The 25375-nt window shown below is 68.4% G+C and carries 26 protein-coding genes; 16 read left to right on the top strand and 10 right to left on the bottom strand.

The features are described 5' to 3' along the window. Positions 1-10 precede the first annotated feature (10 nt). Together QH276_RS31750 and QH276_RS31745 are read left to right on the top strand one after the other, a co-directional pair. Positions 11-1090, top strand: a complete 1080-nt coding sequence (locus QH276_RS31750; RefSeq protein ID WP_280397286.1) for a DNA glycosylase AlkZ-like family protein — start codon at positions 11-13, stop codon at positions 1088-1090. A 231-nt stretch (positions 1091-1321) separates the two neighbouring features. Continuing rightward, positions 1322-2512 carry an alcohol dehydrogenase catalytic domain-containing protein gene (locus QH276_RS31745; RefSeq protein ID WP_280397287.1) on the top strand — a complete coding sequence of 397 codons (1191 nt, stop codon included), beginning with the start codon at positions 1322-1324 and terminating at the stop codon, positions 2510-2512. Between the two features lie 19 nt (positions 2513-2531). Here the strand turns inward: QH276_RS31745 and QH276_RS31740 are convergent, their stop codons facing one another. Then, positions 2532-3269, bottom strand: a complete 738-nt coding sequence (locus QH276_RS31740; protein ID WP_280397288.1) for a sulfite exporter TauE/SafE family protein — start codon at positions 3267-3269, stop codon at positions 2532-2534. Between the two features lie 332 nt (positions 3270-3601). On the opposite strand from QH276_RS31740, the gene QH276_RS31735 reads away from it, so the two are divergent. After that, a complete protein-coding gene (locus tag QH276_RS31735) occupies positions 3602-4060 on the top strand; it encodes a MaoC family dehydratase (RefSeq protein WP_280397289.1) in 459 nt (152 codons plus the stop codon). Positions 4061-4080: 20 nt separating this feature from the next. Here the strand turns inward: QH276_RS31735 and QH276_RS31730 are convergent, their stop codons facing one another. Both QH276_RS31730 and coaA read right to left on the bottom strand, forming a co-directional pair. Then, positions 4081-5208: an NDMA-dependent alcohol dehydrogenase gene (locus QH276_RS31730; RefSeq protein ID WP_280397290.1), complete on the bottom strand. Its 1128-nt coding sequence runs from the start codon at positions 5206-5208 to the stop codon at positions 4081-4083. Positions 5209-5997: 789 nt separating this feature from the next. Beyond that, positions 5998-6930, bottom strand: coding sequence for a type I pantothenate kinase (coaA, locus tag QH276_RS31725; RefSeq protein WP_280399642.1), 933 nt, complete (start codon positions 6928-6930; stop codon positions 5998-6000). 266 nt (positions 6931-7196) lie between these two features. On the opposite strand from coaA, the gene QH276_RS31720 reads away from it, so the two are divergent. The 6 genes from QH276_RS31720 to QH276_RS31695 all read left to right on the top strand — a co-directional run bounded on the left by QH276_RS31720 (position 7197) and on the right by QH276_RS31695 (position 12933). After that, positions 7197-8387 (top strand): DUF885 domain-containing protein, encoded by a 1191-nt coding sequence (locus tag QH276_RS31720; protein ID WP_280399643.1) that lies wholly within the window; start codon positions 7197-7199, stop codon positions 8385-8387. 414 nt (positions 8388-8801) lie between these two features. Beyond that, positions 8802-10154 (top strand): DUF445 domain-containing protein, encoded by a 1353-nt coding sequence (locus QH276_RS31715; protein ID WP_432278713.1) that lies wholly within the window; start codon positions 8802-8804, stop codon positions 10152-10154. 99 nt (positions 10155-10253) lie between these two features. Then, entirely contained in the window at positions 10254-10748 is a 495-nt protein-coding gene (locus tag QH276_RS31710; protein WP_280401372.1) for a helix-turn-helix domain-containing protein, read from the top strand. Then, entirely contained in the window at positions 10745-11419 is a 675-nt protein-coding gene (locus QH276_RS31705) for a heparin-binding hemagglutinin (RefSeq protein WP_280401373.1), read from the top strand. The genes QH276_RS31710 and QH276_RS31705 overlap by 4 nt, the downstream gene beginning before the upstream one ends. Before the next feature lie 68 nt (positions 11420-11487). Then, entirely contained in the window at positions 11488-11784 is a 297-nt protein-coding gene (locus QH276_RS31700) for a DUF2516 family protein (RefSeq protein WP_280401374.1), read from the top strand. A gap of 105 nt (positions 11785-11889) precedes the next feature. Further along, complete coding sequence (locus QH276_RS31695) at positions 11890-12933, top strand: alpha/beta fold hydrolase (protein WP_280401375.1); 1044 nt, start codon at positions 11890-11892, stop codon at positions 12931-12933. A 38-nt stretch (positions 12934-12971) separates the two neighbouring features. Here QH276_RS31695 and purU read toward each other — a convergent pair whose 3' ends face one another. Then, positions 12972-13859, bottom strand: coding sequence for a formyltetrahydrofolate deformylase (gene purU, locus QH276_RS31690; RefSeq protein WP_280401376.1), 888 nt, complete (start codon positions 13857-13859; stop codon positions 12972-12974). Between the two features lie 521 nt (positions 13860-14380). After that, positions 14381-14914: a GNAT family N-acetyltransferase gene (locus QH276_RS31685; protein WP_280401377.1), complete on the bottom strand. Its 534-nt coding sequence runs from the start codon at positions 14912-14914 to the stop codon at positions 14381-14383. Between the two features lie 104 nt (positions 14915-15018). On the opposite strand from QH276_RS31685, the gene deoC reads away from it, so the two are divergent. Beyond that, a complete protein-coding gene (gene deoC, locus QH276_RS31680; protein ID WP_280401378.1) occupies positions 15019-15687 on the top strand; it encodes a deoxyribose-phosphate aldolase in 669 nt (222 codons plus the stop codon). A 26-nt stretch (positions 15688-15713) separates the two neighbouring features. Here the strand turns inward: deoC and QH276_RS31675 are convergent, their stop codons facing one another. The 4 genes from QH276_RS31675 to QH276_RS31660 all read right to left on the bottom strand — a co-directional run bounded on the left by QH276_RS31675 (position 15714) and on the right by QH276_RS31660 (position 18407). Further along, a complete protein-coding gene (locus QH276_RS31675) occupies positions 15714-16439 on the bottom strand; it encodes an LmeA family phospholipid-binding protein (protein ID WP_280401379.1) in 726 nt (241 codons plus the stop codon). Positions 16440-16566: 127 nt separating this feature from the next. Further along, a complete protein-coding gene (locus tag QH276_RS31670) occupies positions 16567-17364 on the bottom strand; it encodes a class I SAM-dependent methyltransferase (RefSeq protein ID WP_280401380.1) in 798 nt (265 codons plus the stop codon). Further along, positions 17334-17849 (bottom strand): DUF2505 domain-containing protein, encoded by a 516-nt coding sequence (locus tag QH276_RS31665; RefSeq protein ID WP_280401381.1) that lies wholly within the window; start codon positions 17847-17849, stop codon positions 17334-17336. Before QH276_RS31665 ends, QH276_RS31670 begins: the two co-directional genes overlap by 31 nt. A gap of 69 nt (positions 17850-17918) precedes the next feature. Continuing rightward, positions 17919-18407 carry a DUF2505 domain-containing protein gene (locus QH276_RS31660; RefSeq protein ID WP_280401382.1) on the bottom strand — a complete coding sequence of 163 codons (489 nt, stop codon included), beginning with the start codon at positions 18405-18407 and terminating at the stop codon, positions 17919-17921. A 57-nt stretch (positions 18408-18464) separates the two neighbouring features. Here QH276_RS31660 and QH276_RS31655 point away from each other — a divergent pair, with 57 nt between their 5' ends. Next, a complete protein-coding gene (locus QH276_RS31655; RefSeq protein ID WP_280401394.1) occupies positions 18465-19538 on the top strand; it encodes a UDP-N-acetylmuramate dehydrogenase in 1074 nt (357 codons plus the stop codon). Positions 19539-19668: 130 nt separating this feature from the next. Here the strand turns inward: QH276_RS31655 and QH276_RS31650 are convergent, their stop codons facing one another. Continuing rightward, entirely contained in the window at positions 19669-20403 is a 735-nt protein-coding gene (locus QH276_RS31650; RefSeq protein ID WP_280401383.1) for an SDR family NAD(P)-dependent oxidoreductase, read from the bottom strand. A gap of 85 nt (positions 20404-20488) precedes the next feature. Between QH276_RS31650 and QH276_RS31645 the strand changes: the two genes are divergently transcribed. The 5 genes from QH276_RS31645 (at position 20489) to QH276_RS31625 (ending at position 25255) form a co-directional block, all read left to right on the top strand. Then, positions 20489-21319 carry an alpha/beta fold hydrolase gene (locus tag QH276_RS31645; protein ID WP_280401384.1) on the top strand — a complete coding sequence of 277 codons (831 nt, stop codon included), beginning with the start codon at positions 20489-20491 and terminating at the stop codon, positions 21317-21319. A gap of 96 nt (positions 21320-21415) precedes the next feature. Next, the gene (gene mshA, locus QH276_RS31640) at positions 21416-22756 is read left to right on the top strand and encodes a D-inositol-3-phosphate glycosyltransferase (protein ID WP_280401385.1); all 1341 of its coding nucleotides are present in this window, start codon (positions 21416-21418) and stop codon (positions 22754-22756) included. Beyond that, positions 22753-23256: a YbjN domain-containing protein gene (locus QH276_RS31635; protein WP_280401386.1), complete on the top strand. Its 504-nt coding sequence runs from the start codon at positions 22753-22755 to the stop codon at positions 23254-23256. Before mshA ends, QH276_RS31635 begins: the two co-directional genes overlap by 4 nt. A 100-nt stretch (positions 23257-23356) precedes the next feature. Beyond that, complete coding sequence (locus QH276_RS31630; RefSeq protein ID WP_280401387.1) at positions 23357-24292, top strand: ROK family protein; 936 nt, start codon at positions 23357-23359, stop codon at positions 24290-24292. A 225-nt stretch (positions 24293-24517) separates the two neighbouring features. Further along, entirely contained in the window at positions 24518-25255 is a 738-nt protein-coding gene (locus QH276_RS31625) for a phosphoglyceromutase (RefSeq protein ID WP_280406997.1), read from the top strand. The last annotated feature ends 120 nt before the right edge of the window (positions 25256-25375 follow it).

Genomic DNA, 25375 nt, shown 5'->3' with positions numbered 1-25375 from the left:
GTCTCGCGGCATGTCGTCGGCATGGTTGCGCGCGAACGCGGTGTCCTGGTCGTTGCCCCGTACTCCCGGCACGCTGGCCGGCGCCCTGGCCGAGCTGGAATTCGTCCAAGCCGATCCCATCCGCGCCCCGGCCCGCGCCCAGGACCTGATCCTGCGCCAGCGCGTCCGTGGTTACCGGGCCGGCGATCTCGACCGCCGCTACCGGGAGCTCGGTATCGACGAGGACGTCCTCTACGCCTACGGCTATACCGTGCCCCGGCTGCGTCCGCTGCTCCATCCGCGGCGGCACCCACGCGCGGCGAACGGCGCCTACCCGCACGACACGTTCTCGGCGGACGTGCTCGCCTTCGTCCGAGACCGCGGGGTGGTCCACCCGCGGGAACTCCAGACCGAATTCGGGCATCGCGGCGTCGTCAACGCCTGGGGCGGCACCTCCTCGGCCACCACCGTACTGCTCGAGGAGCTGCACCATTACGGTCTGCTGCGCGTCGCGGACCGGGTGTCCGGCGTCCGGCGCTACGAGGTGGCGGCGCCGCACGACGTAACCCTCGACTCCGGCGAGCGCCGCCGCGCACTGGCCCTGCGGATCGCGCGCACCCTGGCCCCGGCGGCGGAATCGACCCTCACCGCCACGGTGAACCGGGCTGTGCGCCGGATCGGTGACACCACGGGCTCGGCGACCGTGCGCGAACTCCTCGCCACCGGCGACCTGGACGCCCGCACCGTCGACGGTGTGCGCTATCTGTGGCCGGCCGACCTGGTCCCCACCGACCGGGAAGCGCCGGCCCGGGTGCGGTTCCTGGCCCCGTTCGACCCGCTGGTATGGGACCGTAAGCGATTCGGCCGGATCTGGGGCTGGGACTACCGATTCGAGGCCTACACGCCGGTCGCGAAACGGGTCCGCGGCTACTACGCGATGCCGCTGCTCTGGCGGGACCGGGTGATCGGCTGGGTCAACTGTGCGGGGCCCGGCAGCGAGGTCGAGGTGGGCTTCGCCGACGGCGCGCCCAAGAGCACAGCGTTCGCCCGGGCACTGGACGCGGAGATATCCCGGCTCCGGCAATTCCTGGGAGCGGGGGAGTCGCGATGATTCCGGGCGGTTCGTTCCCTGCGCGTGCCTGCGGGAGCTGCCGGACCCGATCACCCCGGTAGCCCGGAACCAGACCGCGACCCACGGCGCGCAACACGGCGGTCGGCTGCCTGCCCCGGACGTTTACCGGGAGGGGACCGGGGTAGCCGCGTCGGGTCCAGCCCCTCGGCGCGCGCGCACGACGGTGTGTGCGCCGAGGGCGCAGTCGAACCCGGAGGTCGAGGTGGCGAAATGCAGGCTGTGACGTGGCAGGGCAAACGGAATGTGCAGGTCCGCGATATCGCCGAACCGCGGATCCGGGAACCGGGTGATGCCGTGGTCCGGGTGACCTCCACCGCGATCTGCGGTTCCGATCTGCATCTGTACGAACTGCTCGGGCCGTATATGACGCCGGGCGATGTGCTCGGGCACGAGGCGATCGGTGTGGTCGAGGAGGTCGGCTCCGAGGTCACCGGACTGTCCGCCGGCGACCGGGTGGTGGTGCCGTTTCAGATCAGCTGTGGCGAATGCGTGATGTGCCGGCAGGGTCTGATGACCCAATGCGAAACCACTCAGGTGCGAGAGCAGGGCTGCGGGGCGGCACTGTTCGGCTACTCGAAGCTCTACGGTCAGGTCCCCGGCGGTCAGGCCGAATACCTGCGGGTTCCGTACGCCGATTCCACCCATATCCGGGTGCCGGACGGCCCCGGCGATACCCGCTACCTGTTCCTCTCCGATGTGCTGCCCACCGCCTGGCAGGCCGTCGAATACGCCGCGGTGCCGGACGGGGGTTCGGTCACCGTTCTGGGACTCGGGCCGATCGGTGAGATGGCGGCCCGGATCGCGCACCACCGGGGGCTGCAGGTGATCGGGGTGGATCTCGTCGAGGAACGACTGGATCGTGCGGCCGCCCGTGGGATCGACACCATCGACCTGCGTGCCGTCGGCGGCGCGCGGCTGACCGCCGCCGTCCGCGACCGCACCGAGGGCCGGGGCAGTGATGCGGTGATCGAGGCGGTCGGGATGGAAGCGCACGGGTCGCCGCTGGCGGCCGAGGCCCAGCGCGCTGCCTCGTATCTACCGTCCGCGCTGGCAGCACCGGCGATGAACACGGTGGGCCTGGACCGGCTCGCCGCCCTGAACGCGGCGATCGATATCGTCCGCCGCGGCGGCACGATTTCGATCATCGGCGTGTACGGCGGGATGGCCGATCCCCTGCCCATGCGCGTGCTGTTCGACAAACAGATCCAGCTGCGGATGGGCCAGGCCAATGTGAAGCGCTGGGCCGGCGATATCCTGCCGCTGCTCGACGACAGCGATCCGCTGGGTGTCGACACCTTCGCGACCCACCACCTGCCGCTGTCCGCCGCCCCGGACGCGTATCGCATGTTCCAGGCCAAGGACGACGGCGCCATCAAGATCGTCCTGGACCCCGCGGCCTGACCGGTCGCCCGGAGCGGATTCAGCCGAGGGCCAGATATCCCGCGAGCCCGAACCCGCAGAGCGCGACACCGATCCGCATACCGGCCGGTGGCAGCCGCGCGACGAGCGCGGGCCCGAACCAGCCGCCGGCGAACGCGCCGAGCCCCATGGCGGCCGCCGCGACCCAGTGCACCGGCCCGAAAAGCGCGAAGCCGACGGCCGCGACGAGGTTGCCTACCCCGGTGAGCACACTCTTGAGCACGCTCGCCCGCCAGATCGTCTCGGAGGTGCAGACCAGGATCAGCGCCAGGAACATCACTCCCACTCCGGCCCCGAAGTATCCGCCGTAGAGCGCCACGACCGCGGTCGCCAGCGGGTACATCCGGGGAAAAGTCCGGTTGCCGGCGAGTTCGCGCAGTTTGGGCTGCAACAACAGGCTGCCCGAGGCGAATGCGATGAGTACCGGGACGAGGGCGTCGAACACCTCGGCGGGGGTGGTCAGCAGCAACGCTGCGCCGCCGAGCCCGCCGAGGGCGGCGCAGCCCGCGTGCAGGAGCAGGGCCCGCCGGTTACCGGCGACAGCGGCGCCCGCCTTCGCTGTCGACCCCGCGCCGACGGCGACCATCGCGACGGTATTGGTCACGTTCGCCGATACCGGGGACAATCCGGCGGCCAGCAGCGCCGGATAGGAGATCAAGGAAGCGATACCGGTGACGTAGCCGACCAATCCGGCGAAGAACCCGGCGACCGCGACCAGTCCGACGGTGAGCACGGTCAATGTAGCGATCTCCTGGGTCGGCGGGGCCCGGCGGCCGCGCCGCCGCGAAACGTCGAGGGCGACTGTGCCCGAGCGCGGTCCAACGGATTCATCCGATGACCGGCCGTAGCATAACGAGCGTACGGGTTGCCCCGCTGAATGGGTCGGCCGCGGCCCGGTCGGCGTGGGCGTGGTATTCGGCGTGCTGTGCCGACCGCGGGTAATACCGCCTATTTGCGACTCATCTGGAAAATGTCTCAGTTCGGGTTGAACTCCGGCGCCGAGTGCGGAATACCTATTAGTGGAGTTGCGATGTCGCGACAGCGCGCGGCACGGGATCGAAGGAGACAACTGTGCGCACATTCACCGGTAAGGACGAGGTCCTGGCGGCAGTGGGAGAGACCCTCGGCACCAGCGACTGGGTGGAGGTCACCCAGCAGATGGTCGACCAGTTCGCCGAGGCCACCGGCGACCACCAGTGGATCCATGTCGATCCCGAACGCGCGAAACGGGAGAGCCCGTTCGGCGGGCCCATCGCGCACGGTTATCTGACGCTCTCACTGCTGCCGCTGTTCACCTCCCAGATCTTCACGTTCGCGAACGCGAAACTGGGCATCAACTACGGCTCCAACAAGGTCCGCTTCCCGAGCCCGGTCCCGGTGGGGGCGAAGGTGCGCTCGACCGCGGTGCTGGTGGATGCGACCGAGGTGGCCGGCGGTGCGCTGCAACTGGTCGTGCAGCACACCGTGGAAACCGAGGGCGGCAGCAAGCCCGCCGTGATCGCGGAGGCGGTGAGCCGGGTCGTGTTCTGATCCGGCCGCACCGGCGCCGGTCAGCGATCGGCGTCGGTGAACCGGATGATGCCGCGAATATTGCGGCCCGCGAGCATATCGGCGAAACCCTCGTTGATCCGGTCGAGCGAATACTCGCGGGTGATCATATCGCCGAGCCCGAGATCGCCGAGCTTGTACAGCGCCAGCACTTCGGGGATCAGCAACTGCGGGTTCCCGCCGCCGAACAGGGTGCCACACAGGCTCTTCTGCTGGAAGGTCAGCGCCGAAAGGTTCATCCGCGGATTGGTCTCCGCGGCATCGCCGGTGGCCGCCAGGACACAACTACCGGCCTTGGCGGTGATCCGCATCCATTTGGCGAGATCGTGCCCGTCGCACCGGCCGACCGCCACGATCACCGTCCGGCACATCTGCCCACCGGTCACCTCCTCGATCGCGCCGATCGCGGTATCGATATCGGAGTAGGTGTGGGTGGCCCCGAATTTCGCGGCCTGAGTGCATTTGGCCTGGATGGGATCCACCGCGAAGATTCGCCGCGCTCCGGAGATCACCGCCGCCTGTACCGCCGCCGTGCCCACCGCGCCGGCGCCGATCACCGCGACATCCTCGCCCGGCCGGACGGTTGCCGTATTGACCACGGCGCCGTATCCGGTGGTGACACTGCAACTGGCCAGGCAGGCGATATCGAACGGTATGGTCGGGTCGATCTTGACCACCGAACTCTTGTGCACTACCGCGTAGGGGGCGAAGGCGCCGATCAGGGAGGTGGGATGCACATTGTGGCCGCGCGCGCGGATACGGAAGGTGCCGTCGGATACCGCGCCGCGGCTGAGTAGGTCCTGTCCCCGGTCGCAGAGGTTGTGATGCCCCGATAGGCAGGATTGGCATATCCCGCACGCCGGGATGAAGGAGAAGACCACATGATCGCCCACGGCGAGCTGGTCCACCCCGGTGCCGACCTCCACGATCACCCCGGCGCCCTCGTGCCCCCCGAGAATCGGGAATTCGGCGGTGGGTACATCGCCGCTGGCCAGGCGCTGGTCGAACTGGCACAGTCCGGCCGTTTCCACCCGCACCTTCACCTCACCCTGCTGGGGATCGCCGATTTCGATCTCCTCGACCGACCACGGCTGCGCGTAATCCCAGATCAATGCACCCTTGGACTTCATCGGCTTCCCTAACTGTCGTGACGGTCATGCGCGTGGTTCACGGCAGTACCCAGGTTGCCCGATAATGCCGTTCTCGGAAAGTGTTATATCGAATTTCCTCAGGATTCCGCCAGGGACCCGCACACAACCGGTCGCGGGGGGGGGGGGGGGGGGGGGGGGGGGGGGGGGGGGGGGGGGGGGGGGGGGGGGGGGCCCCCCCCCCCGCCGCCCGGCCCCGCCCCCCCCCCCGCCCGCGCGGGCCCGGGCGCGCCCCCGCCCCCCCCCCCCGGGCACGGGCCAAACCCTCCAAGGGCCTCGTAAGACTCGGCGCCGCCGTGGTTGCGTTCGGGTTCGGTATTGCGGACATCCGGGGGCCTTGCTGGACTCGGCACCGCCGTGGCCGCGTCCGGTTTCGGGGTTCTGTGAACCTTTCAGGGCTTCGTAAGACTCGGCGTCGCCGTGGTTGCGTTCGGGTTCGGTATTGCGGACATCCGGGGGCCTTGCTGGACTCGGCACCGCCGTAGTCGCGTCCGGTTCCGGGGTTCTGTAGGCATTTCAGGGTCTCGTGAGGCTCGGCGTCGCCGTGATTGCGTTGGGCTTCGGGGTTATGTGAACTTTTCAGGGTCTCGTAAGACTCGGCGCCGCCGTGGTCGCGTTGGGGTTCGGTGCGCAGCGAGAGAATCGCTGAACCGGCGGTGCGGCTGGGCGGGTTCGGTTCCGGCTGTGTGGACTGCCAAAGGCTTCGCTGGGTTCGGCGTTGCCGGGTGCGCTGGGGGTTCGGGTGGGACTTGCACGGGCTCGCCGGTCTTACTACAGCTTGCGGAGGCGGAGGCGGTTGATGCTGTGGTCGGAGTCCTTGCGCAGTACGAGGGTCGCGCGGGGGCGGGTGGGCAGGATATTGTCCACGAGATTAGGGCGGTTGGTGGAATTCCAGATGTCCTTCGCGGCGGCGGTCGCCTCGGAATCGGAGAATTTCGCATAGTGGTGGAAATGGGCCCGGGGGTCGGCGAAACCGGTGGCGCGCAGGCTCAGGAACCGGCGCACGTACCAGTTCTCGATATCTTCGATCCGGGCGTCCACATAGATCGAGAAATCGAACAGGTCCGAGACCATCAGGCGCGGGCCCGTCTGTAATACATTCAGGCCCTCGACGATCAGGATGTCGGGCTGGCGGACACAGTGGAATTCGCCCGGCACGATGTCGTAGGAGATATGCGAATACACCGGCGCGCACACTTCTTCGGCGCCCGATTTGACCTCGGTGACGAAACGCAGCAGTTTGCGCCGGTCGTAGCTTTCCGGGAAACCCTTGCGATGCATGATGCCGCGGCGCGTGAGTTCGGCCGTGGGATAGAGGAATCCGTCGGTGGTCACCAAGTCGACACGCGGATGGTGATCCCACCGGGCCAGAAGCGCCTGCAGGACGCGGGCCGTGGTGGATTTGCCGACGGCCACACTGCCGGCCACCCCGATCACGAACGGCACCTGTTTGTCCGGATGCGCTTCACCGAGGAAGGTGGCGGTCGCGGCGAACAACCGCTGTTTCGCGGCGACCTGCAGGTGGATGAGTCGCGCGAGCGGCAGGTAGACCTCCGCGACCTCTTCCAGATCGATCTGCTCACCCAGGCCGCGCAGCCCGATCAGTTCCTCTTCGGTGAGCACCAGCGGAGTCGACTTACGCAGTTCGCGCCACTGTTTCCGGTCGAATTCCACATACGGACTGGGCTCGCTCGCCTTGGCCATCTACTCAGCGCTCCGCTCTGCCGGACACTCGAACTCGCGGTGCCGTACCCGGGAGACGCCGCGCTCACGGCGACCTCGACTGCGGCCGGTCCGGCGCTCTGGCTGTGCCCTCATGGCTGAATTCTGCGCCTCCGGTACGGGCACACCGACGAGGGGGTCCATTACCGGTTGATATAACCACAGCACCGCGCGGCGATCCGGGTAGCCGGCCCGGAGCGTTACGGGCAGGCCCGCGGGATACCGGGTTCACCGCTATCGTCGGAGGGATGCAAGCCCATCCTGTGGTAACGGAATACCTGCGGCTCGGATTGGCATTCGACCGGCTCGAAGAAGGTTTCGTCGACGCCTACACCGGCGATCCGCAGCTGCGGCACGCGGTGGAGAACGCGCCGCGGCCCGAACCCCGGGAACTGGCCCGCACCGCCGCCCGGTTGCGCGCCGAACTTCCCGCCGCCGGGCTGGGCCCGCAGCGGACCGAGTTCATCGACGTGCATCTGCGGGCACTGGAATGTTCGGCGCGCAAATTCGCGGGCGACGAGATCGGCTTCGTGGACGAGGTACGCGCCTATTTCGACGTCGATATCGCCCCCGGGGATCCGGCCGATTACCAGGAGGCGCATCGCAAGATCGACGAGGTGCTGGGCGGTACGGGTCCGCTCGCCGAGCGGATGGCAGCCCACCGCAAGGCCGACGAGATCCCCCCGGACCGGCTCGAGGCCTGTGTGCACGCGTTCTCCGGCGCACTGCGCGAACTGGTGCGTGAGCGCTACCCGCTGCCCGACAGCGAACACGTCACCTACGAGGTGGTCGGCGACAAACCGTGGTCGGGTTTCAACTACTACCTCGGCAACTACCACTCGAAGGTCGCGATCAACTCCGATCTGCGCCAGCACATGGCGATGCTGCCCAAGCTCATCGCGCACGAGGCCTATCCGGGACATCACACCGAGCACTGCCGCAAGGAGGCCGGGCTGGTGGCCGCCGGCCAGGACGAGCAGACCATCTTCCTGGTGAACACACCGCAATGCCTGATGGCCGAAGGTCTCGCCGATCTGGCGTTGCGTTCGATCATCGGCCCCGGCTGGGGGAAATGGGCCCAGGAAATCTACGCGGACCTGGGCCTGCGCTTCGACGGCGACCGCGCCGAACGGCTGTCCGAGGCGTCGGCGCAACTGCTCGGCGTGCGCCAGGACGCGGCGCTCATGCTGCACGATCAGGGCAAGGACGCCGACGAGGTGGCCGCCTTCCTGGAACGCTGGTCGCTGACCACACCGGACCGCGCCCGCCAGTCGCTGCGTTTCCTGTCTTCTCCGCTGTGGCGCGCCTACATCAGCACCTACGTGGAGGGCTACAAACTGCTGGGCGGCTGGCTGGACCGCGCTGCGGACGCGGATGAGCGGGCCGACCGGTTCCGCCGATTGCTGGACGAGCCCCTCATCCCGTCGGCCCTCCGGTGAACTAGAGGGATGTGTTTTTGGCGCGCTGGCGCGCGCGGGGGTTCGGGGTATACGGGCCCTCTGAGCGCCTCGCTGAACTCGGCGGCCTCGTGGTTGCGTTCGGAGTCCGACGAGCCACCCTTGGGATGGGGGTTCATCCTGACCACACCGTCGGCGGATGGCCCACATTTCTGGTTCGGGGCCCGTCTCGTTCTGGAGCGACAGAGCGGGGGAGCGAAGCGGAGGAGCGGCGGAGTGAAGAGCGAGACTTCGGGGGCCCCGAACCGGCGACGCCGGAGGCGGCGCAGTCGAACGCAGACCGGCGACGCCGGAGGCGGCGCAGTCGAACACAGAGCGGCGGAGTGAAGAACGAGACCAAGGGGGCCCCGAACCCTGTGCCGCCGGAGGCGGCACCAAATGACACAGAATGGGGGTATGCAGAAAGCTACCGGCAGTAGTGCGGTGCTCGATTCCGCTTCCGCGGCTCCCACGCGCGGCGGTACGGCCGAACCGCCGGGTGTCTTCGCCACCCTCACCGACGACGTCGCCAAGAAGCGTGATCTGCGGCGGATGAAGGCCGTGGCCACGGGGTTCCTGGCGGTGGCCACCGTGATCTACCTGGTGTGCCGGTGGCTGGAGTCGCGCGGCGGTGCGGGGGACTGGGTGGGTTATGTGCGCGCCGCGTCGGAGGCGGGGATGGTGGGTGCGCTGGCCGACTGGTTCGCGGTGACGGCGCTGTTCCGGCATCCGCTGGGGCTGCCGATACCGCATACCGCGATCATCCGCCGTAAGAAAGACCAGCTGGGCGCGAGCCTGGGCAATTTCGTCGGTACCAATTTCCTCTCGCCGGAGGTGGTGACCGCGAAGGTGAATTCCGCGCAGATCCCGTGGCGGGTCGGGCGCTGGATGGCGAATCCGGGTAATGCCGCGCGGGTCGCCGAGGAGAGTTCGACGATCCTGCGGGCCGTGGTGGGGGTGCTGCGCGACGAGGATGTCGAGCAGGTGATCGATAACACGATCGTGAAACGGATCGCCGAACCGCAGTGGGGCCCGCCGATCGGCCGGGTGCTGGCCGAACTGCTGGCCGACAACCGCCAGTTGCCGCTACTGGATCTGCTGGCCGAACGGGCGCATCAGTGGGCACTGGGTAGTCAGGAGACGATCGACCGAATCGTCATGGGAGAGGCGCCGCAGTGGGCGCCCAAGTTCGTGAACGTGCTGCTCTCGGAGCGGGTGTACCGCGAGCTGGTCGAGTTCACCTGGAAGGTGCGCTCCACCCCCGACCATGAGGTCCGGCTGGCCGCCAACCGGTTCCTGGAGGAGTTCGCGCACGACCTGCAGTTCGACGAAACCATGATCGCGAAGGCCGAGCGGATCAAAACCCAGATCATGGGCCGCGAGGAGATCACCGGTCTGGCCGAGGCCACCTGGCGGGCCGCCAAACGGCTGATCCTGGAATCCGCCGACGATCCCGACAGCACGCTGCGCCGCAAGGTCGCGGAGAACGTGCAGCAGCTCGGCGAGCGGTTGCGCGACGATACCGAAACCCGCGCCAAGGTCGACGGATGGATCGAACGCGGTGCGCGCTATCTGGCGGCCAACTACGCCGACGAGATCGCCACCATCGTCAGCGATACGGTCGCCCGCTGGGACGCCGAGGAAGCCAGTAAGAAGATCGAAGTCCAAGTGGGCCGCGACCTGCAATTCATCCGGATCAACGGCACCGTCGTCGGCAGTTTGGCGGGCCTGGCGATCTACACCGTCTCGCACCTGATGTTCGGTGGCTGAGCCCGGATTCGCCCCGCAGTCAACCCTGCTAGCACAAGTGCTTGCTATTGCTAGCACCCTGAATTATCGTTGCGTATGTACAACGCCAGAAGGTGAGTGATGGCCGAACATCCCCAGGTTTCCGCTCAACGGACCGAAGGTCCGGCGGTGTCCGACGGCGCCGGAGACAAGGCGGCCCGCGTCGTGAACGCGGCGCAGGACATCGGGGGGTTCATCCGGGCGCAGCGCGAGGCCGCACAGGTCTCGCTGCGTCAGCTCGCCCAGCTGGCGGGGGTCAGCAACCCGTACCTCAGCCAGATCGAGCGCGGATTGCGTAACCCCTCGGCCGAAGTACTCACGCAGATCGCCAAGGCGCTGCGGGTTTCTTCGGAGGTGTTGTACGTGCGCGCCGGCTATCTCGAGCAGCGGGCGCACAGTCCCGTCCGGGACGCGCTGCTGGCCGATTCGTCGATCAGCGAGCGGCAGAAGCAGGTGCTCCTGGACATCTACGAATCGTTTCGCCGGGAGAACGGGCCGGACGAGACGACCGTTCGGGACAGCGTTGTTCCACAACCGATCACCGACGCTCCGCCACGCCAGGAGAACGATAAATGACCCAGAAGAACACCACCGTGAAACCGCTGTTCGCCACCGTCGGGGCCACCGATGCCGTCTACACCGCCGTACTCGACGCGGTGACCCAGGTGCGCGAACGTGCCACCGACGTCAACGGCCGCGTCGACGAGGCCCGGGAGCGGTTCGCCGGCCTGCCCGCCGATGTGCAGACCCAGTTCGAGCAGATCCGGGCGCGGCTGGCCGAGCTGCCTTCGGAACTGCCGGAGGACCTGGCCGAGCTGCGGGAGAAGTTCACCACCGAAGAACTGCGCAAACTGGCCGAGCAGTACTACCGTCAGGTGCTCGACCTCTACTCGGATCTGGCCGTACGCGGCGAGGAAACCGTCGAGCGGCTGCGGGCGAATCACCTGGTCGAGGAGCAGGTCGGCCGGGTGGAGAGCCTGTACAAGGACGCGAGCAGCCGGGCCGAGGAAGTGCTGGGCCGGGTGAACGGCCTGATCGGCCGCCCGGGCAAGGCTGCCGCGGATACCGAACCGGAGCCCGCCACCGAAGCCCCGGCCGATGTGGTCGACGCCGAGGTGGTGGAGCCGGCTCCCGAGCCCGCCCCGTCGCCGGCCCCCACGCCGGAAGCGGTGAAGAAGGCGCCCGCCGCCAAGAAGGCTCCGGCCAAGAAGACGCCGGCGAAAAAGGCCGCGCCGAAATCGGTCTGACCCGCCGATATGGGCTCGCGCCCCCGTGCACCTGTGGTGCGCGGGGGCGCTGCTTCTATCATGGTGTCGTGCAGCAGGTGTATGGCTTGACCGGATGGATCATGGCCGCGCTCTGGCTTCTGGCGGCCGGTGCGACCGTTTTCGCATTGGTGCACGCCGTGCGCCAGCGCTCCGATGCGTTCACCGCGGTCGACAAACTGACGAAGCCGATCTGGCTGGGCATTCTCGGCGCGGCCGCGCTGCTGATGCTGCTGAGTTTCCCCGGACTGGGTCTTCTGGCTTTCATCGCGATCATTGCGACCGGTATCTACCTCGCCGATGTGCGCCCGAAGGTGGACGAGGTCCAGCGCGGCCCGCGCTGGTAGCCGAACTCATGGCCGGCCGGCGCGCGCCGCGCTCGCCGGTAGGTGGCTGGCACCCGCCCGCTCCAAGTATTACTGTGTCAATCAGTAACACAAAGGAGTGTGTCGATGCGTGCGACGATGCCCAAAATTTTCACCGCCCTCGCCCATCAAATCGATGGGCTGTTCGAGGTGCATCGGGCCGGTCTGCGCACCCGCGGCGGGTACCGCAATCCCGCACTGAACCCGCCGAGCATCGAACACCAGGTCATCGATGTGCGCGCCGCGGACGGCGCCCGGCTCCGGGTCCACGCCTACGGGCCGGTTGATGCGCCGCCCGCGGTACTGATCCACGGCTGGACCTGCTGTCTCGAATACTGGACGCCGCAGATCAACGCCTTCGCCGGGGAGTACCGGATCATCGCGTTCGACCTGCGCGGGCACGGTGAGAGCGAATTCGGCCGACCCGATCAGCTCGATTGCCATCTACTGGCCGACGATCTGTGCGCGGTCCTGGACGCGGTGCTGCGGCCCGGGCAGCGGGCCGTCCTCGTCGGCCACAGCCTCGGCGCGATGACACTGCAGGCCTGGGCCGGAAAGTACCCGCAGCGCGTGCCGGCTCAGGCCACCGCGGTGCTGCTGGCCAATACCGGCCCGCATTCGCTGGTCGCCGAGACCACGGTGGTGCCGTTCTTCAACCGGCCGCTGCCGCTGCTCAACCGGGCGGTGCCGTTGCCGATGTGGCTCGGCCGCGGCGGGTTGAGCGCCACGATCGTCTTCCCGCCGGTGGCGCCGGTCCGCCGGCTCTTCGCACGGCAGATCATGAGCCCGGTCGCCGACCGGGAAACCGTCGACTTCGCGCTGAATATCGTGCGCTCCTGCCGGGCCCGGGTGCGCTCGGAGTTCGGGCGGTTGCTCGTCGAAATGGATCTCGGCGATGCCGCGCGACACCTGATGGTCCCGACCACCGTCGTCGCGGGCACCGCCGACGATATGACCCCGGCCGTACATGCCGAGCAGATCGCGGAGTGGCTGGGGGAATCGGGCAATCTGGCCGGGTTCTACCTGCTGCCCACCGGGCATCTCGGCAGCGTCGAGGAGATCGACCGTTTCAACGAGATCCTCGGCGGGGTGCTGGCGTCGGTTCGCGCACCGGCCGAAGCCGTGAGCTGATTCGCCGGCCCCTCGGGCGAACCCGCCGCGACTCCGGTTCAGGAGAACACGACAGTGCGCTGCCCGTGCACCAGTACCCGGCTCTCCAGATGCCAGCGCAGCCCCCGGGCCAGCACCACCCGTTCGATATCGCGGCCCTGGCGGACCATATCGCTCACCTCGTCGGCGTGATCGACCCGGATCACGTCCTGTTCGATGATCGGGCCCGCGTCCAATTCCGCCGTCACATAGTGACAGGTGGCGCCGATGAGTTTGACGCCGCGCGCGAACGCCTGATGGTACGGGCGCGCGCCGACGAACGAGGGCAGGAAGCTGTGGTGGATATTGATCGCCCGGCCCGCCCAGTGTTCGCACAGTTGCTGCGGTAGCACCTGCATGAAACGGGCCAGTACCACCGCGTCCGGGTCGTGTTTGTCCACCAGTTCACGGACCCGTTCGAAGGCGGATCCGCGTTCGGCCGGATCCTTGGGGAACGGCACATGATGGAACGGGATCCCGTGCGCCTCGGTCATCGCGGCCAGATCCAGATGGTTCCCGATCACCGCCTCTATGGTCGCCGGCAGTTCGCCCGAGGTGGCCCGCCCGAGCAGATCGTGCAGGCAGTGGCCCTCCTTGCTGACCAGGACCACCGCCCGCCGGCGGATTCCGGAATCGTGCACCTGCCATTCGGTATCGGGGCCCAGTTCGGCCGCGATCCGCTGGAACCGGGTCCGCAGTTCCTCGACCCCGAACGGCACGGTCGAGGCCTTGATCGACTGCCGGGTGAAGAACCAGCCGGTTTCCAGATCGGAGTGGTAGCCCGCCTCCAGAATCGACCCCCCGAATCCGGCGATGAACGAGGTGATCGCCGCGATGATGCCCGGACGGTCACGGCAACCCAGGGTGAGCACATAGCGGCGATCGTCGGCGGATAGGGCAGAAACCATGAGGTAAATGTAACTGTGTCTTTGGCGCCCCCATACTGGGGGCGGGGTTTTGGTGGGGGGTTTTGGCCCCCTTTTGGCCCGGGTTGCCCGCCCCCAAACCTCGCGCCTGCCCGCATGCCACTCCCCCAGTAACCGCGGGGACGGGCCAAAACCACTCAGGGCCTCGTAAGACTCGGCACCGCTGTGGTCGCGTCGGGTTTCGGGTTATGTGAACCACTCAGGGCCTCGTAAGACTCGGCACCGCCGTGGTTGCGTTGGGTTTCGGGGTTATGTGAACCACTCGGGGCCTCGTAAGACTCGGCGCCGCCGTGGTCGCGTTGGGTTTCGGGTTATGCAGGCCACTCAGGGCCTCGTAAGACTCGGGTGCCGCCTGGTCGCGTTGGGTTCGGGGTTATGTGAACCCCTGTGGGGCTCGTAAGACTCGGCACCGCCGTTGTTGCGTAGAGCTTGGTTATGTGGACCACCGAGGGCTTCGTGAGAAGTCGGCGCCGCCGGTTGTGTTCGGTTCCCCCGGGTCGCCCTCAGAGGGTGTAGAAGGGTTGGGGGTAGCGGAATTCGCCGAGGATCTGGGAGTCGTAGGCGGTGAGTGGGCGGACCTGGAAATGGGTGGCCCAATCGGGCTGGTCGGGGGCGATACCGAGGCGTTCGGCGGGCTGGAAGCCGAATCGCGTGTAGTAGTCGAGGCTGCCGAGCAGGCCGATGAGGGGTTCGTCGAGGGCGTCGGCGGCGCCGATCACGGCATGCATCAGCGCCGACCCGATACCGCGGTGGTGCCTGTCGGCCAGTACCCCGATCGGTCCGAGGGCGAGTACCGGGAACGGGCCCACAGTGGCGCGGGTGACGCAGACATGCCCGACCACTGTTTCGTCGGCGACGGCGACCATGGACAGGGTCGGGATCCAGCCGGGGTCGCTGCGCAAGGCGTCCATCAGCGCGACCTCCGGCGGATCCCGGTCGGTACCGTCCCCGGCCGCCGCGTAGTGGGCGGCGAACGCGCTGCGGTGCACGGCGGCCACGCCGGCGGTATCGACGGACCGTTCGCGGCGGATCAGCAACGTCGTCCTCTCTTCGGTGCCGATGACGAGCTCGGATGGGAGTGTTCCCGACGAACCGGAGGCGCGCAACGGAATTCGGGCCGGGTGTGCCAGACTCTCGTGCCATGGCCGATTCCGTAGCGCTGACCAGGTCCGAGGTGGCCGATATGATCGACCACACGCTCCTCGCCCCGGAAGCGACCAGCGCGGATGTTACCGCCCTGGTGGCCGAGGCCCGGGAGCTCGGCGTCTACGCCATCTGCGTTTCGCCGGCCATGCTGCCGGTGCGCGCGCCGGGCGTGGTGGTCGCGACCGTCGCGGGGTTCCCCTCCGGTAAACACCATTCGCTGGTGAAGGGTGCCGAGGCCCGGCTCGCGGTGGATCAGGGTGCGGCCGAGGTCGATATGGTGATCGATATCGGCGCCGCGGTCGCCGGCGATTACGCCGCGGTACTCGCCGACATCATCGTGGTCCGGGAGGCGATCGATCAACGCGCCGTTCTCAAAGTGATCATCGAATCCGCCGCTCTCTCCGACGAAGCGATCGTCGAGGTCTGCCGGGCCGCCGAACAGGCGGGCGCCGATTTCGTGAAAACCTCTACCGGCTTCCACCCTGCCGGCGGCGCCGACCCCCACGCGGTCCGCCTGATGGCCGATACCGTAGGCGGACGCCTGGGAGTCAAGGCCAGCGGCGGTATCCGCACCGCCGAGGCCGCCGCGGAACTGATCGCCGCCGGCGCCACCCGCCTGGGACTCTCCCGCAGTCGAGAGGTGCTGGCCGGCTTCCCCGAGTAGGACCTCGCGCCGTTGCCGCGAGCCCCTCAGCAGGACGAACTGCCCTCCGTCGGCGGCGGCAGCTCTGCCCGGCCGCCCTGCAGATCGATTTCCACCCCGTTATCGGTGACCCGCAGCTCGGTCGGCTGCAGGCCCAGCGGGTAGACCTGCATGCTCTCGGTCATCAGGTTCACCACGCCCTCGGCCAGATCGTCGGGCACCCCGATACCGAGAAACTGCGCCTGCCCGACCTGCATCTGGACCTTTCCGTCCACGATTTCCGGGGTGAGCCGGAGTTCGCCCAGTCCGCCCAGCACCTGCATGGTGAGCTGCCCGGTGGCCGGGTCCGACCGCACCTCGCTGACGAGTCCCTGCAGCGTCTGGGCCATTCCCTCGTTGCTCCAGCTCACGTCGGCGTTGGAGCTGCCGATCGTGCTGCCGCTGTTACTGCCTTCGGGCATCTCGATATCGTGGAACTGGGCATGCACCTGCATATCGACCGCGGGGCCGAATTCGGCGCCTTCGCTGTCGACGTCCATACGCGAAACCTTGCCGTCCACCATGGTGATGAGCAGTGGTTTGGCGCCGAAGCCGACATTGATCTGCGAGCCCATCTCCTTCTCGAACTGACTGCTGATACAGCTCGCGATGCGGTGCCGCGCATAGGCTTCACCGCCGATCAGCGCGGCGGCCACCAGTACGACCGCGGTGATCACCGCGATGACGGCGGTCCGGCGACTGACCTTCGGTACCGACAGGGTTTTGGTGGGCATGGGAGCGATTGTTCCGCATGATTCTGTGCCGGCTATGAGGCTCTGATATGGGCACTTGATGAACGTGGCGACGTCAGCTGGGTACCCCGCCGGTATCTGTGAGATGGGACACAGGCATTTCCGCAGGTCAGGAGGGCGTGACCGCGGTCCATGGGATGGTCAGGACGTTGTCGCGCAGCCGGCGGCGCGGATCGTGCACCGGCCAGCCCTGTTCGCGCATGTCTCGGGCAGCAGCACGCCAGCGCACCCGCGGCCCGAACACCGCCAGCGGTGCGGCATGCGCCCACGCCCGGTCGGCCGCGGACAACAGTGTGTGGATCCGTTCGCCGGGGATATTGCGGTGGATGAGTGCCTTGGGCAGGCGTTCGGCGAGGTCGGAGGGGCGTTCCACGGTGAGCGGGTCCCAGGCCAGGGTCAGGGTTCGCGGCCCGGAACGATCCAGCACCACCCAGGCGCAACGCCGGCCCAGTTCGTCGCAGGTTCCCTCGATCAACAGGCCGCCCGGTGCCAGGCCGGCCAGCATCGTCGCCCACGCCTGCGCGACTTCCGGTTCCGGATACTGGCGCAGCACGTTGAACGCGCGCACCAGGGTCGGCCGCAGACCGGCCAATTCGAAGCCCCCGCGGGCGAAGCGGACACCGTCGCGGGCGGGGACGACGCGCGCGGGATCGATTTCCAGCCCCACGACCCGGATATCGGGGCGGACGGTACGCAGCCGCGCGGCCAATTCCAGCGTGGTCCACGGGTGGGCGCCGTAACCGAGGTCGACCACGAGCGGGTCGGCGGCGCCGCACAGGGCCGCGGCGACCCGCGGATCGTGAACGAGCCGGCGATCACTTCGGCGGAGGCGATTGATTCCCGTGGTACCGCGGGTGACGGTGCCGAGGGGGACGGTCAGCTGCTGGGTTTTTGGTCGTCCAGCCACTGCTGGGTCACTTCGGCCTCGGCGCGGAACAGGTCGACCAGATTCACCAGCATGAGCTGCTCGAGTCGCGGCCCGACCATCGGGATGAAGACCTTCGCCTCCGAGGACATCCGCATGGTGCAGCCGGTATCGGTCGGGAACAGGCGGGTGGTGCCCGTCAGGCTGCCCGGGCCCGCGGGAATCGAGGCGGAGTATTTGCCCTCGACCTCCGGGCCGAACGGCCCGAAACTCTCCTTGCGGGTGATGACCATATCTTTGCGCATCACCGACTGCGCGATCTCGGGCAGCATCTCGCGGGGCAGGATGTGATGCAGGACCACGTCGATTCCGTCCTCGCTCACCTCGAGGGAGATGACCTCGTTGGGCGAGTACTTCCGCATTTCGACCATCCGGGCTTCCCAGTAGTCCCGGTTCGTCAGCGCCGCGTACACCTCTTTTGTGGTGTGCAGCGGGTAGCGGGCGGAATAGTCGAGTCGGCGAGCCATGCGCGGTAGGTTACCGTCCGGTTGCGTACCGGCGGCCCGGAGGCCGCGCACACCCGGTGCGCCGGGCCGCTACTGCTGTCCGGCGATCCACTCGTTGGTGAACTCGGTTTCCTCGGCGAGCAGTTCGGTGAGCCGTTCGCCGATCGCCTCTTCGATCTTGCGGCCGAACAGCGGCACCTTCACCTCGATCGACCCCGAGATCTCGGCGACCGCACCGGTGGGTTCGTCGGTGGCGAGGATGGTGCCGCGCACCTCGGCGGGCGCGCCCTCGACGCGGGCCTCGAAACTACCGGTGGTGCCGGACCAGAGCTCGGTGCGCGGAATGACCAGATCCCCGGGATGAACAGCGGTGATGGCGGGTGGCAGCAGATCGGCCGGAATGGACTGTACGACCTCGATCCGGACCTGTTCACCCTCCAGCGTCAGCGAGACGAACCGGGCATCGGGACCACCCACCGCGGCGATACGGTCCTGCCAGTACTTCTCGGTGCGGAACGCCTCGCGCACCGCGGCGACGGAGTGCGAATAGCGAGCCGTGTACGCCAGCGCTGTAGCCATGACCGGACACGCTACCGTCTGGTCGTGCGAACTTCTCGGGTTGTCCCCGCGGACGAACTGCGGCAGCTACTGGCCGGTACGGGTGCGCAGGTGCGGGAGTCGGTGCCGCTGGCCGGGCTGACCACGCTACGGGTCGGTGGCCGGGCCACGGTGGCCGACTGCGCCACCACAGACGCCCTGGTCGCGGCCGTACACGCACTGGACGCGGCCGCTGTACCGGTGCTGCTGCTCGCCGGCGGGTCCAATCTGCTGATTTCCGACGAGGATATGCCCGGAGTCGTGGTCCGGATCGCCACCGAGGGCGTCGAGCTGGGGCCCGATTCGGTGCTCGCGGAAGCCGGGGCGAATTGGGACGCGGTGGTCGCGAAAACCGTGCGGGCCGGATTCGGTGGCCTGGAATGCCTCTCCGGTATCCCCGGTTCGGCGGGTGCGACGCCGGTGCAGAACGTGGGGGCCTACGGCGTGGAGGTCGCCGATCTGCTGCGCCGGGTGCGGCTCCTGGACCGGGCGACCGGGGAGACGCACTGGGTCGCGCCCGGTGATCTCGGCTTCGGATACCGGACGAGCCGGCTCAAACACCGGTCCGACGCCGTGGTGCTGGCGGTGGAATTCGCGCTCGACCCCACCGGCGCGAGCGCCCCCCTGCGGTATCGCGAACTCGCCGAGCGCCTGGGCGCGGCGGAAGGCGAAACCCGCCCGGCGGCGGCGGTCCGGGAGACCGTCCTGGCGCTGCGCGCCGGTAAGGGGATGGTGCTCGATCCGGCCGATCACGACACGTGGAGCGCTGGTTCGTTCTTCACCAACCCGGTGGTCGCCCACGACCGGGTCGAGCAGGTCCGCGCCGCGATCCGCGAGCGGCTCGGCGGGGTCGCTGTGCCGGAATTCCCCGCCGGCAACGGGGTGAAGTTCTCTGCCGGTTGGTTGATCGAACGCGCCGGCTTTGCCAAAGGCTTCCCGGGTGCGGACGCACCCGCTCGGCTGTCCACCAAACACACCTTGGCCCTCACCAACCGTGGCGCCGCGACGGCCGCCGATATCGTCGCGCTGGCGCGCACCGTGCGCGACGGAGTGGCCGAGCGGTTCGGTATCACGCTGACGCCGGAACCGGTAACGGTCGGCGTACAGATCTGACAGCACGCCGCGGACGTGCGGCGGGTATTCCGGCTGCCGCGAAGCGGTGACAGGCCCGGCAAGGGCCGCAGAGTGACAGATCTGCGGTGCGAGGCCGATAAGCTCTGCGTGCCGTGGTGACCGGCGCAGGTCAGCCGCGGCGGGCGAAGCGTCCGGGGTCGGCCTGGTCGCGGGGTTTGACGATGATCTGGTCGAGGTTCACGTGCGGGGGGCGGCTCGCGGCGAAGGCGACGATCTCGGCGATGTCCTGGGCGACCAACGGGTCGATACCCTCGTAGACCTTGGCGGCGCGGTCGGCGTCGCCGTCGAAGCGGACCAGCGAGAACTCCGTTTCGACCGCGCCCGGGGCGATCTCGGTGAGCCGGACCGGCTGCCCGAGCAGTTCCCCGCGCAGCGTGCGGTGCAGTACGGCCTGCGCGTGCTTGGCGGAGGTGTAGCCGGACCCGTTGTCGTAGGCGTGGAACGCGGCGACCGAGGTGATGGTGACGATGAGGCCGTCGCCGGAGGCGATCAGTTTCGGGAGCAGTGCCTTGGTCATCCGGAGGGTGCCCAGCACGTTGGTCTCCCACATCCAGCGCCAGTCGTCGAGGTCGGCGTCGGCTACCGAGGCCAGTCCCTTGGCGCCGCCCGCATTGTTGACCAGCACGTTCGCGTTCTCTACGGCTTCGGTGAACGCCCGCACCGAGTCGTCGGAGGTGACATCGAGCGGAAGTGCCGTGCCCCCGATCTCGTCCGCCAGCTGCCGCAACCGCTCGACCCGCCGGGCCCCCACGTACACGTGGTAGCCCTGTTTCGCGAGTTCCCGGGCGGTGGCTTCGCCGATCCCCGAGCTGGCGCCGGTCACAACAGCGGTACGAGTGCTCATGGACCCGATCCTAAGCGCGGTCGCGGACCGCCCCGAACCCGTGGCGCCGGAGCGGCCGCGCGGGATAGAGCGCACTATGTAAACCATGATCAAGGAAGTTCGCAGTATCGACGGAACCAGCATCGTCTACCGGACGGCGGGCGCCGAGACCGCGCCGCCGCTGGTACTCGTGCACGGCTGGTCGGCGGATCTGCGCTGCTGGGGTCGGGTATTCGACGAGTTCGCCACGGATTTCCGGGTGCTCGCCGTGGATCTGCGCGGGCACGGCTATTCGGGCGCGCCGGAGGCGGGTTACGACGAGCCGAAGAACTGGGCCGGCGATATCGCGGCCGTCCTGGCCGCCGAATCCATCGAGTCGGGCGCGTTCCTGCTGGGGTGGTCCTACGGAGGCATCGTGCTCAGCGATTATCTCGCCGAGTACGGCACCGGCGCGATCGCCGGGGTGGTCTTCACCGGCGCCATGGCCAATATCGGCCGGGGTGTGCCGGGCGCCGAGGTGGGCGAGGCGATGCAACAGGCGATCCCCAGCGTGTTCGAGGAGAGCCCCGGCCGGGCGGTGCGCGGGTTCTCCGCCTTCGGCAACGCCAACACCGGAGCCGGCCGGGACAAGGGTGTCGACGCCCAGCGCCTGTTCGGCGCCAGCCTGGCGACCCCGCCGTTCGTGCGCAAGGCCCTGTTCTACCGGTCGGTGGACAACACCGAAACCCTGCGCGGCCTCGACGTACCTGTGCTGGTCCTGCACGGATCGGCGGACCCGGTCGTCCCCGCCGCCGACGGCCGCTATATCGCCGACACCGCCCCGCTGGGCCGCGCGTCGATCTGGGAAGGCGCCCAGCACGGCCTCTTCATAGAAGACCCCGATCGCTTCGTCACCGAAGTCCGCGATTTCACCCGAACCTGCACCCCCCGACCCTGAACCGAAAGCCCCCCACCCCACACCGCCGGACTATCAGTGTGACGACTTTCACCTCCGGGGAAGGAGTGTCCGGGCCGGGGTGTTGCACCGTGCAATATGGACATCGTGAGTGAACGCCCGGACCGACGGCCGAACCGTATCGCCGTACTGACGGTGCACACCTCACCACTGGCCCAGCCGGGGACCGGGGATGCGGGCGGAATGAACGTCTACGTGCTGCAGACCGCCGAGCAGCTGGCCCAGCGGGGCACCGAGGTGGAAATCTTCACTCGGGCCACGTCCTCGAATCTGCCGCCGGTGCAGGAAGCCGCACCCGGTGTGCTGGTGCGCAATGTGGTGGCCGGTCCGTTCGAGGGCTTGGACAAACACGATCTGCCGACCCAGCTGTGCCCGTTCACCGCCGAGGTGTTGCGGCAGGAGGCCCGGCAGGTGCCCGGCTACTACGACCTGGTGCATTCGCATTACTGGTTGTCCGGCCAGGTCGGCTGGCTGGCACGGGACCGCTGGCGGGTCCCGCTGGTGCATACCGCGCACACGCTGGCGGCGGTGAAGAACGCCGCGCTCGCCGAGGGCGATTCACCCGAACCGCTGACCCGTGAGATCGGCGAGAAACAGGTGATCGCGGAGGCCGACCGGCTCACCGCGAACACCGCGCGGGAGGCCCACCAGCTCGTCGACCTGTACGGCGCACTGCCCGACCGGATCGATATCGTGCCGCCGGGCGCGGATCTGACGTGCTACCGCCCCGGCGACAAGGCGGCCGCGCGGGCCGAACTCGGGTTGGCCGCCGGCGAGGAGATCGTGGCGTTCGTCGGCCGGATCCAGCCGTTGAAGGCACCGGATGTGCTGGTGCGCGCGGTGGCCGAGGCGCTGCGTCGCCGGCCCGGCCGGCGGTTGCGGGCCGTGATCGTCGGCGGGCCGTCGGGTACCGGTCTGGAACGTCCGGACGCCCTCATCGAACTGGCCGCTCAGCTCGGGATCTCCGAGCATGTCACCTTCCTGCCGCCGCAGCCGCCCGGCCGGCTGGCGCAGGTCTACCGGGCGGCGGATCTGGTGGCCGTGCCGAGCTACAACGAATCTTTCGGGTTGGTCGCGCTGGAGGCTCAGGCCAGTGGTACCCCGGTGCTCGCGGCGGCGGTCGGCGGGCTGGGCACCGCGGTCCGGCACGAACACAGTGGGCTGCTGGTTTCCGGGCACCGCACGCCTGATTGGGCCGGTGCCCTGGAATATCTGCTCGACGATTCGGCCCGGCTGGCGGCGATGGGTGCGCATGCGGTGGCGCATGCGGCGGGCTTCTCCTGGGCGCATACCGCGGAGAAACTGCTCGACAGCTACACCGCCGCGTTGGCCGGCCACGGCCGCGGTCCCGCTATCCTCGGCGAGAACCAGGCCAGATCGCGGGCGCTGTGGCGGCGCCGGACGGGAGTGCTGCGATGAGCGAGGTGCCCGATACCGCGCGGATCGTCGAGGGGACTCTGCGCGACCGTGAAATCGAATACACCCACCCGAGCGACGACGTTTTCGTAGCGGTTCTGCCGGGTGAGCGGAAACTGAAAACCAATGTGATGCTCACCGTGGGCGGGCACGGCGTGCGCTTCGAATCGTTCGTCTGCCGCAAACCCGACGAGAACTTCGAAGGCGTCTACAAGTACCTGCTGCGCCGCAACCGCCGTCTCTACGGTGTGGCCTACACCCTCGACAAACTGGGCGATATCTACCTGGTCGGCCGGGCCGCCACGCATTCGGTGACGCCCGATGAACTCGACCGTATCTTCGGCCAGATCCTGGAAGCCGTCGACGGTGATTTCAACACCCTGCTCGAACTCGGTTTCGCCGAATCCATTCGGCGGGAATGGAAGTGGCGGGTGTCGCGGGGGGAATCGCTGAAGAACCTGCGCGCCTTCGAACATCTGGTGGACAACTCCGAAACCCGCTGAGGCCTCCGCGGGAACCCGGTCCTCCGCCGAAACCGACGTCCTTCCCGGCTGTCCGGAACACGTGGGTGAGAATCGACGGATCGGATTTCGGGAGGCGTGGGTGGCGGTTCTGGCGTTGGATATCGGGGCGACGAAATTCGCCGCGGGCCTGGTCGGCGACGCGGGCCGAGTGACCGCCGTCCAGCGTGTGTTGGTACCGGCCGCGGGTGTCTGGGAGGTGTGCCGAAGCTTATTGCTCTCCGTCGCGGGCGGTGCGACGGTGACGGCGGTGGGGATCGGCTCGGCGGGACCGGTGGACGTTCCGGCCGGGATCACGGGGCCGCTCAACATCCCGGAGTGGCGCTCCGGCTTCGGAATCGTCCCTGCCGTGAGCGCGCTCTTCCCCGGCGCGACCGTGCGATTCGCGATCGACGGTGTGTGTCTCGCGCTCGCGGAACAGGCGTCGGGCGGCCTGCGCGGTGTGCCCAACGCGCTGGCGATGACAGTGTCCTCGGGGATCGGAGGCGGTCTCGTCGTCGACGGGCGGGTCTCGCTCGGCCGCACCGGCAACGCCGGCCATATCGGCCATATCGTCGTCCCGGGCTGGGAGGTGCCGTGTGCCTGCGGTGGTGTGGGCTGTGTCGAAGCGGTGGCGAGCGGGATGTCCTCGGCGCGGTGGGCCCGGGAACAGGGCTGGACCGGGCAGACCGGCGCCGAGCTGGCGCAGGCGGCCCGCGCCGGCGACCCGATCGCCGTATCCGCCTTGGCGCGCGCCGGCACGGCGCTCGGCCGGGCGATAAGTTCCGCCGCGGCGCTGCTCGATATCGACACGGTGGTGGTCGGCGGCGGGTTCGCCCACTCCGGTGAACCACTGTGGCGGCCGCTACGGGCGGCGGTCGACCGGCATGCGCGATTGAACTTCGTCCGGGGACTTCGGGTCGAGTTGTCCCGGCTCGACGAGGGCGCCACCTTGGCGGGCGCGGGGATCCTCGCGCACGCCCCGGCGGATCCGTTCGGTTCCGCGGGACCGAGTCCTCAGGTCACTGAACCGCCGTGAGCCGGCGGCGGTGACCACATCTCCTGCCCCTCGCCGCGGTTGCCGCTCATCGCGACCCCGCCCGGCAGGTGTCCCACACTTGTCCGGCGGCAGGCCCTGCCCGACTCACCCCAACGCGCGCAATCGCCTGCCCCCCGGATCGATCACCACGCAGGTGGGCTCAGGGGACCCAACCCCCGCGACGCCGGAGGCGGCGCCCTGTCCACACCATGGCAGGATTACGGCATGACCTACACCCTCGTTTTGCTGCGCCACGGCGAGAGCGAATGGAATGCCCTGAACCTGTTCACCGGCTGGGTGGACGTGCATCTGACCGACAAGGGCATCGCCGAGGGTAAACGTGCCGGTGAACTGCTGGCCGAACACGGCATCCTGCCCGATATCGCCTACACCTCGCTGCTGCGGCGGGCGATCTCGACGGCGAATATCGCACTCGACGCCGCCGACCGGCACTGGATCCCGGTGGTCCGCGACTGGCGGCTCAACGAACGGCACTACGGCGCGCTGCAGGGCAAGAACAAGGCGCAGATTCGTGACGAATACGGTGAAGAGCAGTTCATGCTGTGGCGGCGCAGCTACGACACCCCGCCGCCGGAAATCGCTCTCGACGACGAGTACAGCCAGGCGGGCGACGCGCGGTACGCCGATATCGAGGTGCCGCGCACGGAATGCCTGCTCGACGTGGTGAACCGGATGGTTCCCTACTGGGAGTCGACGATTTCGCGGGAACTGCGCACCGGGAAAACGGTATTGGTGGCCGCGCACGGAAATTCGCTGCGCGCGCTGGTCAAACACCTCGATAAGATCTCCGACGACGATATCGCCGGGTTGAACATTCCCACCGGGATCCCGCTGCGCTACGAACTCGACGAGGACCTGCGGCCGGTGCGCCCGCGGGAGTATCTGGACCCGGAAGCGGCTGCGGCCGGAGCCGCGGCGGTCGCGAGCCAGGGCGGACGGTAGCGAAAACAGGCGAGAGCGCCGCCGTGCCAAAAGAGATGCGGCGGATTGTTTGTGTTGCGGGGAGGGGGTTGGTGTTTGGACGCCGACCCGCAGCGGGAGCGCGGCGGGGCGCACATGTAG

Origin of the sequence: Nocardia carnea (assembly GCF_029869215.1) — a bacterium.
Lineage (GTDB): Bacteria > Actinomycetota > Actinomycetes > Mycobacteriales > Mycobacteriaceae > Nocardia > Nocardia carnea_B.
Note: the sequence above shows the minus strand (reverse complement) of the source record. Positions and strands in the feature narration are given on the sequence as shown.

Excerpts from the sequence above, each read along its gene's own strand:
- QH276_RS31715 (WP_432278713.1), top strand. The coding sequence starts at position 8,802 with ATGCAGAAAGCTACCGGCAGTAGTGCGGTGCTCGATTCCGCTTCCGCG.
- QH276_RS31675 (WP_280401379.1), bottom strand. The coding sequence starts at position 16,439 with ATGCCCACCAAAACCCTGTCGGTACCGAAGGTCAGTCGCCGGACCGCC.
- QH276_RS31625 (WP_280406997.1), top strand. The coding sequence starts at position 24,518 with ATGACCTACACCCTCGTTTTGCTGCGCCACGGCGAGAGCGAATGGAAT.
- QH276_RS31660 (WP_280401382.1), bottom strand. The coding sequence starts at position 18,407 with ATGGCTACAGCGCTGGCGTACACGGCTCGCTATTCGCACTCCGTCGCC.
- QH276_RS31705 (WP_280401373.1), top strand. The coding sequence starts at position 10,745 with ATGACCCAGAAGAACACCACCGTGAAACCGCTGTTCGCCACCGTCGGG.
- mshA (WP_280401385.1), top strand. The coding sequence starts at position 21,416 with ATGGACATCGTGAGTGAACGCCCGGACCGACGGCCGAACCGTATCGCC.
- deoC (WP_280401378.1), top strand. The coding sequence starts at position 15,019 with ATGGCCGATTCCGTAGCGCTGACCAGGTCCGAGGTGGCCGATATGATC.
- QH276_RS31750 (WP_280397286.1), top strand. The coding sequence starts at position 11 with ATGTCGTCGGCATGGTTGCGCGCGAACGCGGTGTCCTGGTCGTTGCCC.
- QH276_RS31710 (WP_280401372.1), top strand. The coding sequence starts at position 10,254 with ATGGCCGAACATCCCCAGGTTTCCGCTCAACGGACCGAAGGTCCGGCG.
- QH276_RS31665 (WP_280401381.1), bottom strand. The coding sequence starts at position 17,849 with ATGGCTCGCCGACTCGACTATTCCGCCCGCTACCCGCTGCACACCACA.
- QH276_RS31730 (WP_280397290.1), bottom strand. The coding sequence starts at position 5,208 with ATGAAGTCCAAGGGTGCATTGATCTGGGATTACGCGCAGCCGTGGTCG.
- QH276_RS31695 (WP_280401375.1), top strand. The coding sequence starts at position 11,890 with ATGCGTGCGACGATGCCCAAAATTTTCACCGCCCTCGCCCATCAAATC.
- QH276_RS31745 (WP_280397287.1), top strand. The coding sequence starts at position 1,322 with ATGCAGGCTGTGACGTGGCAGGGCAAACGGAATGTGCAGGTCCGCGAT.
- QH276_RS31650 (WP_280401383.1), bottom strand. The coding sequence starts at position 20,403 with ATGAGCACTCGTACCGCTGTTGTGACCGGCGCCAGCTCGGGGATCGGC.
- QH276_RS31635 (WP_280401386.1), top strand. The coding sequence starts at position 22,753 with ATGAGCGAGGTGCCCGATACCGCGCGGATCGTCGAGGGGACTCTGCGC.
- QH276_RS31720 (WP_280399643.1), top strand. The coding sequence starts at position 7,197 with ATGCAAGCCCATCCTGTGGTAACGGAATACCTGCGGCTCGGATTGGCA.
- QH276_RS31645 (WP_280401384.1), top strand. The coding sequence starts at position 20,489 with ATGATCAAGGAAGTTCGCAGTATCGACGGAACCAGCATCGTCTACCGG.
- coaA (WP_280399642.1), bottom strand. The coding sequence starts at position 6,930 with ATGGCCAAGGCGAGCGAGCCCAGTCCGTATGTGGAATTCGACCGGAAA.
- purU (WP_280401376.1), bottom strand. The coding sequence starts at position 13,859 with ATGGTTTCTGCCCTATCCGCCGACGATCGCCGCTATGTGCTCACCCTG.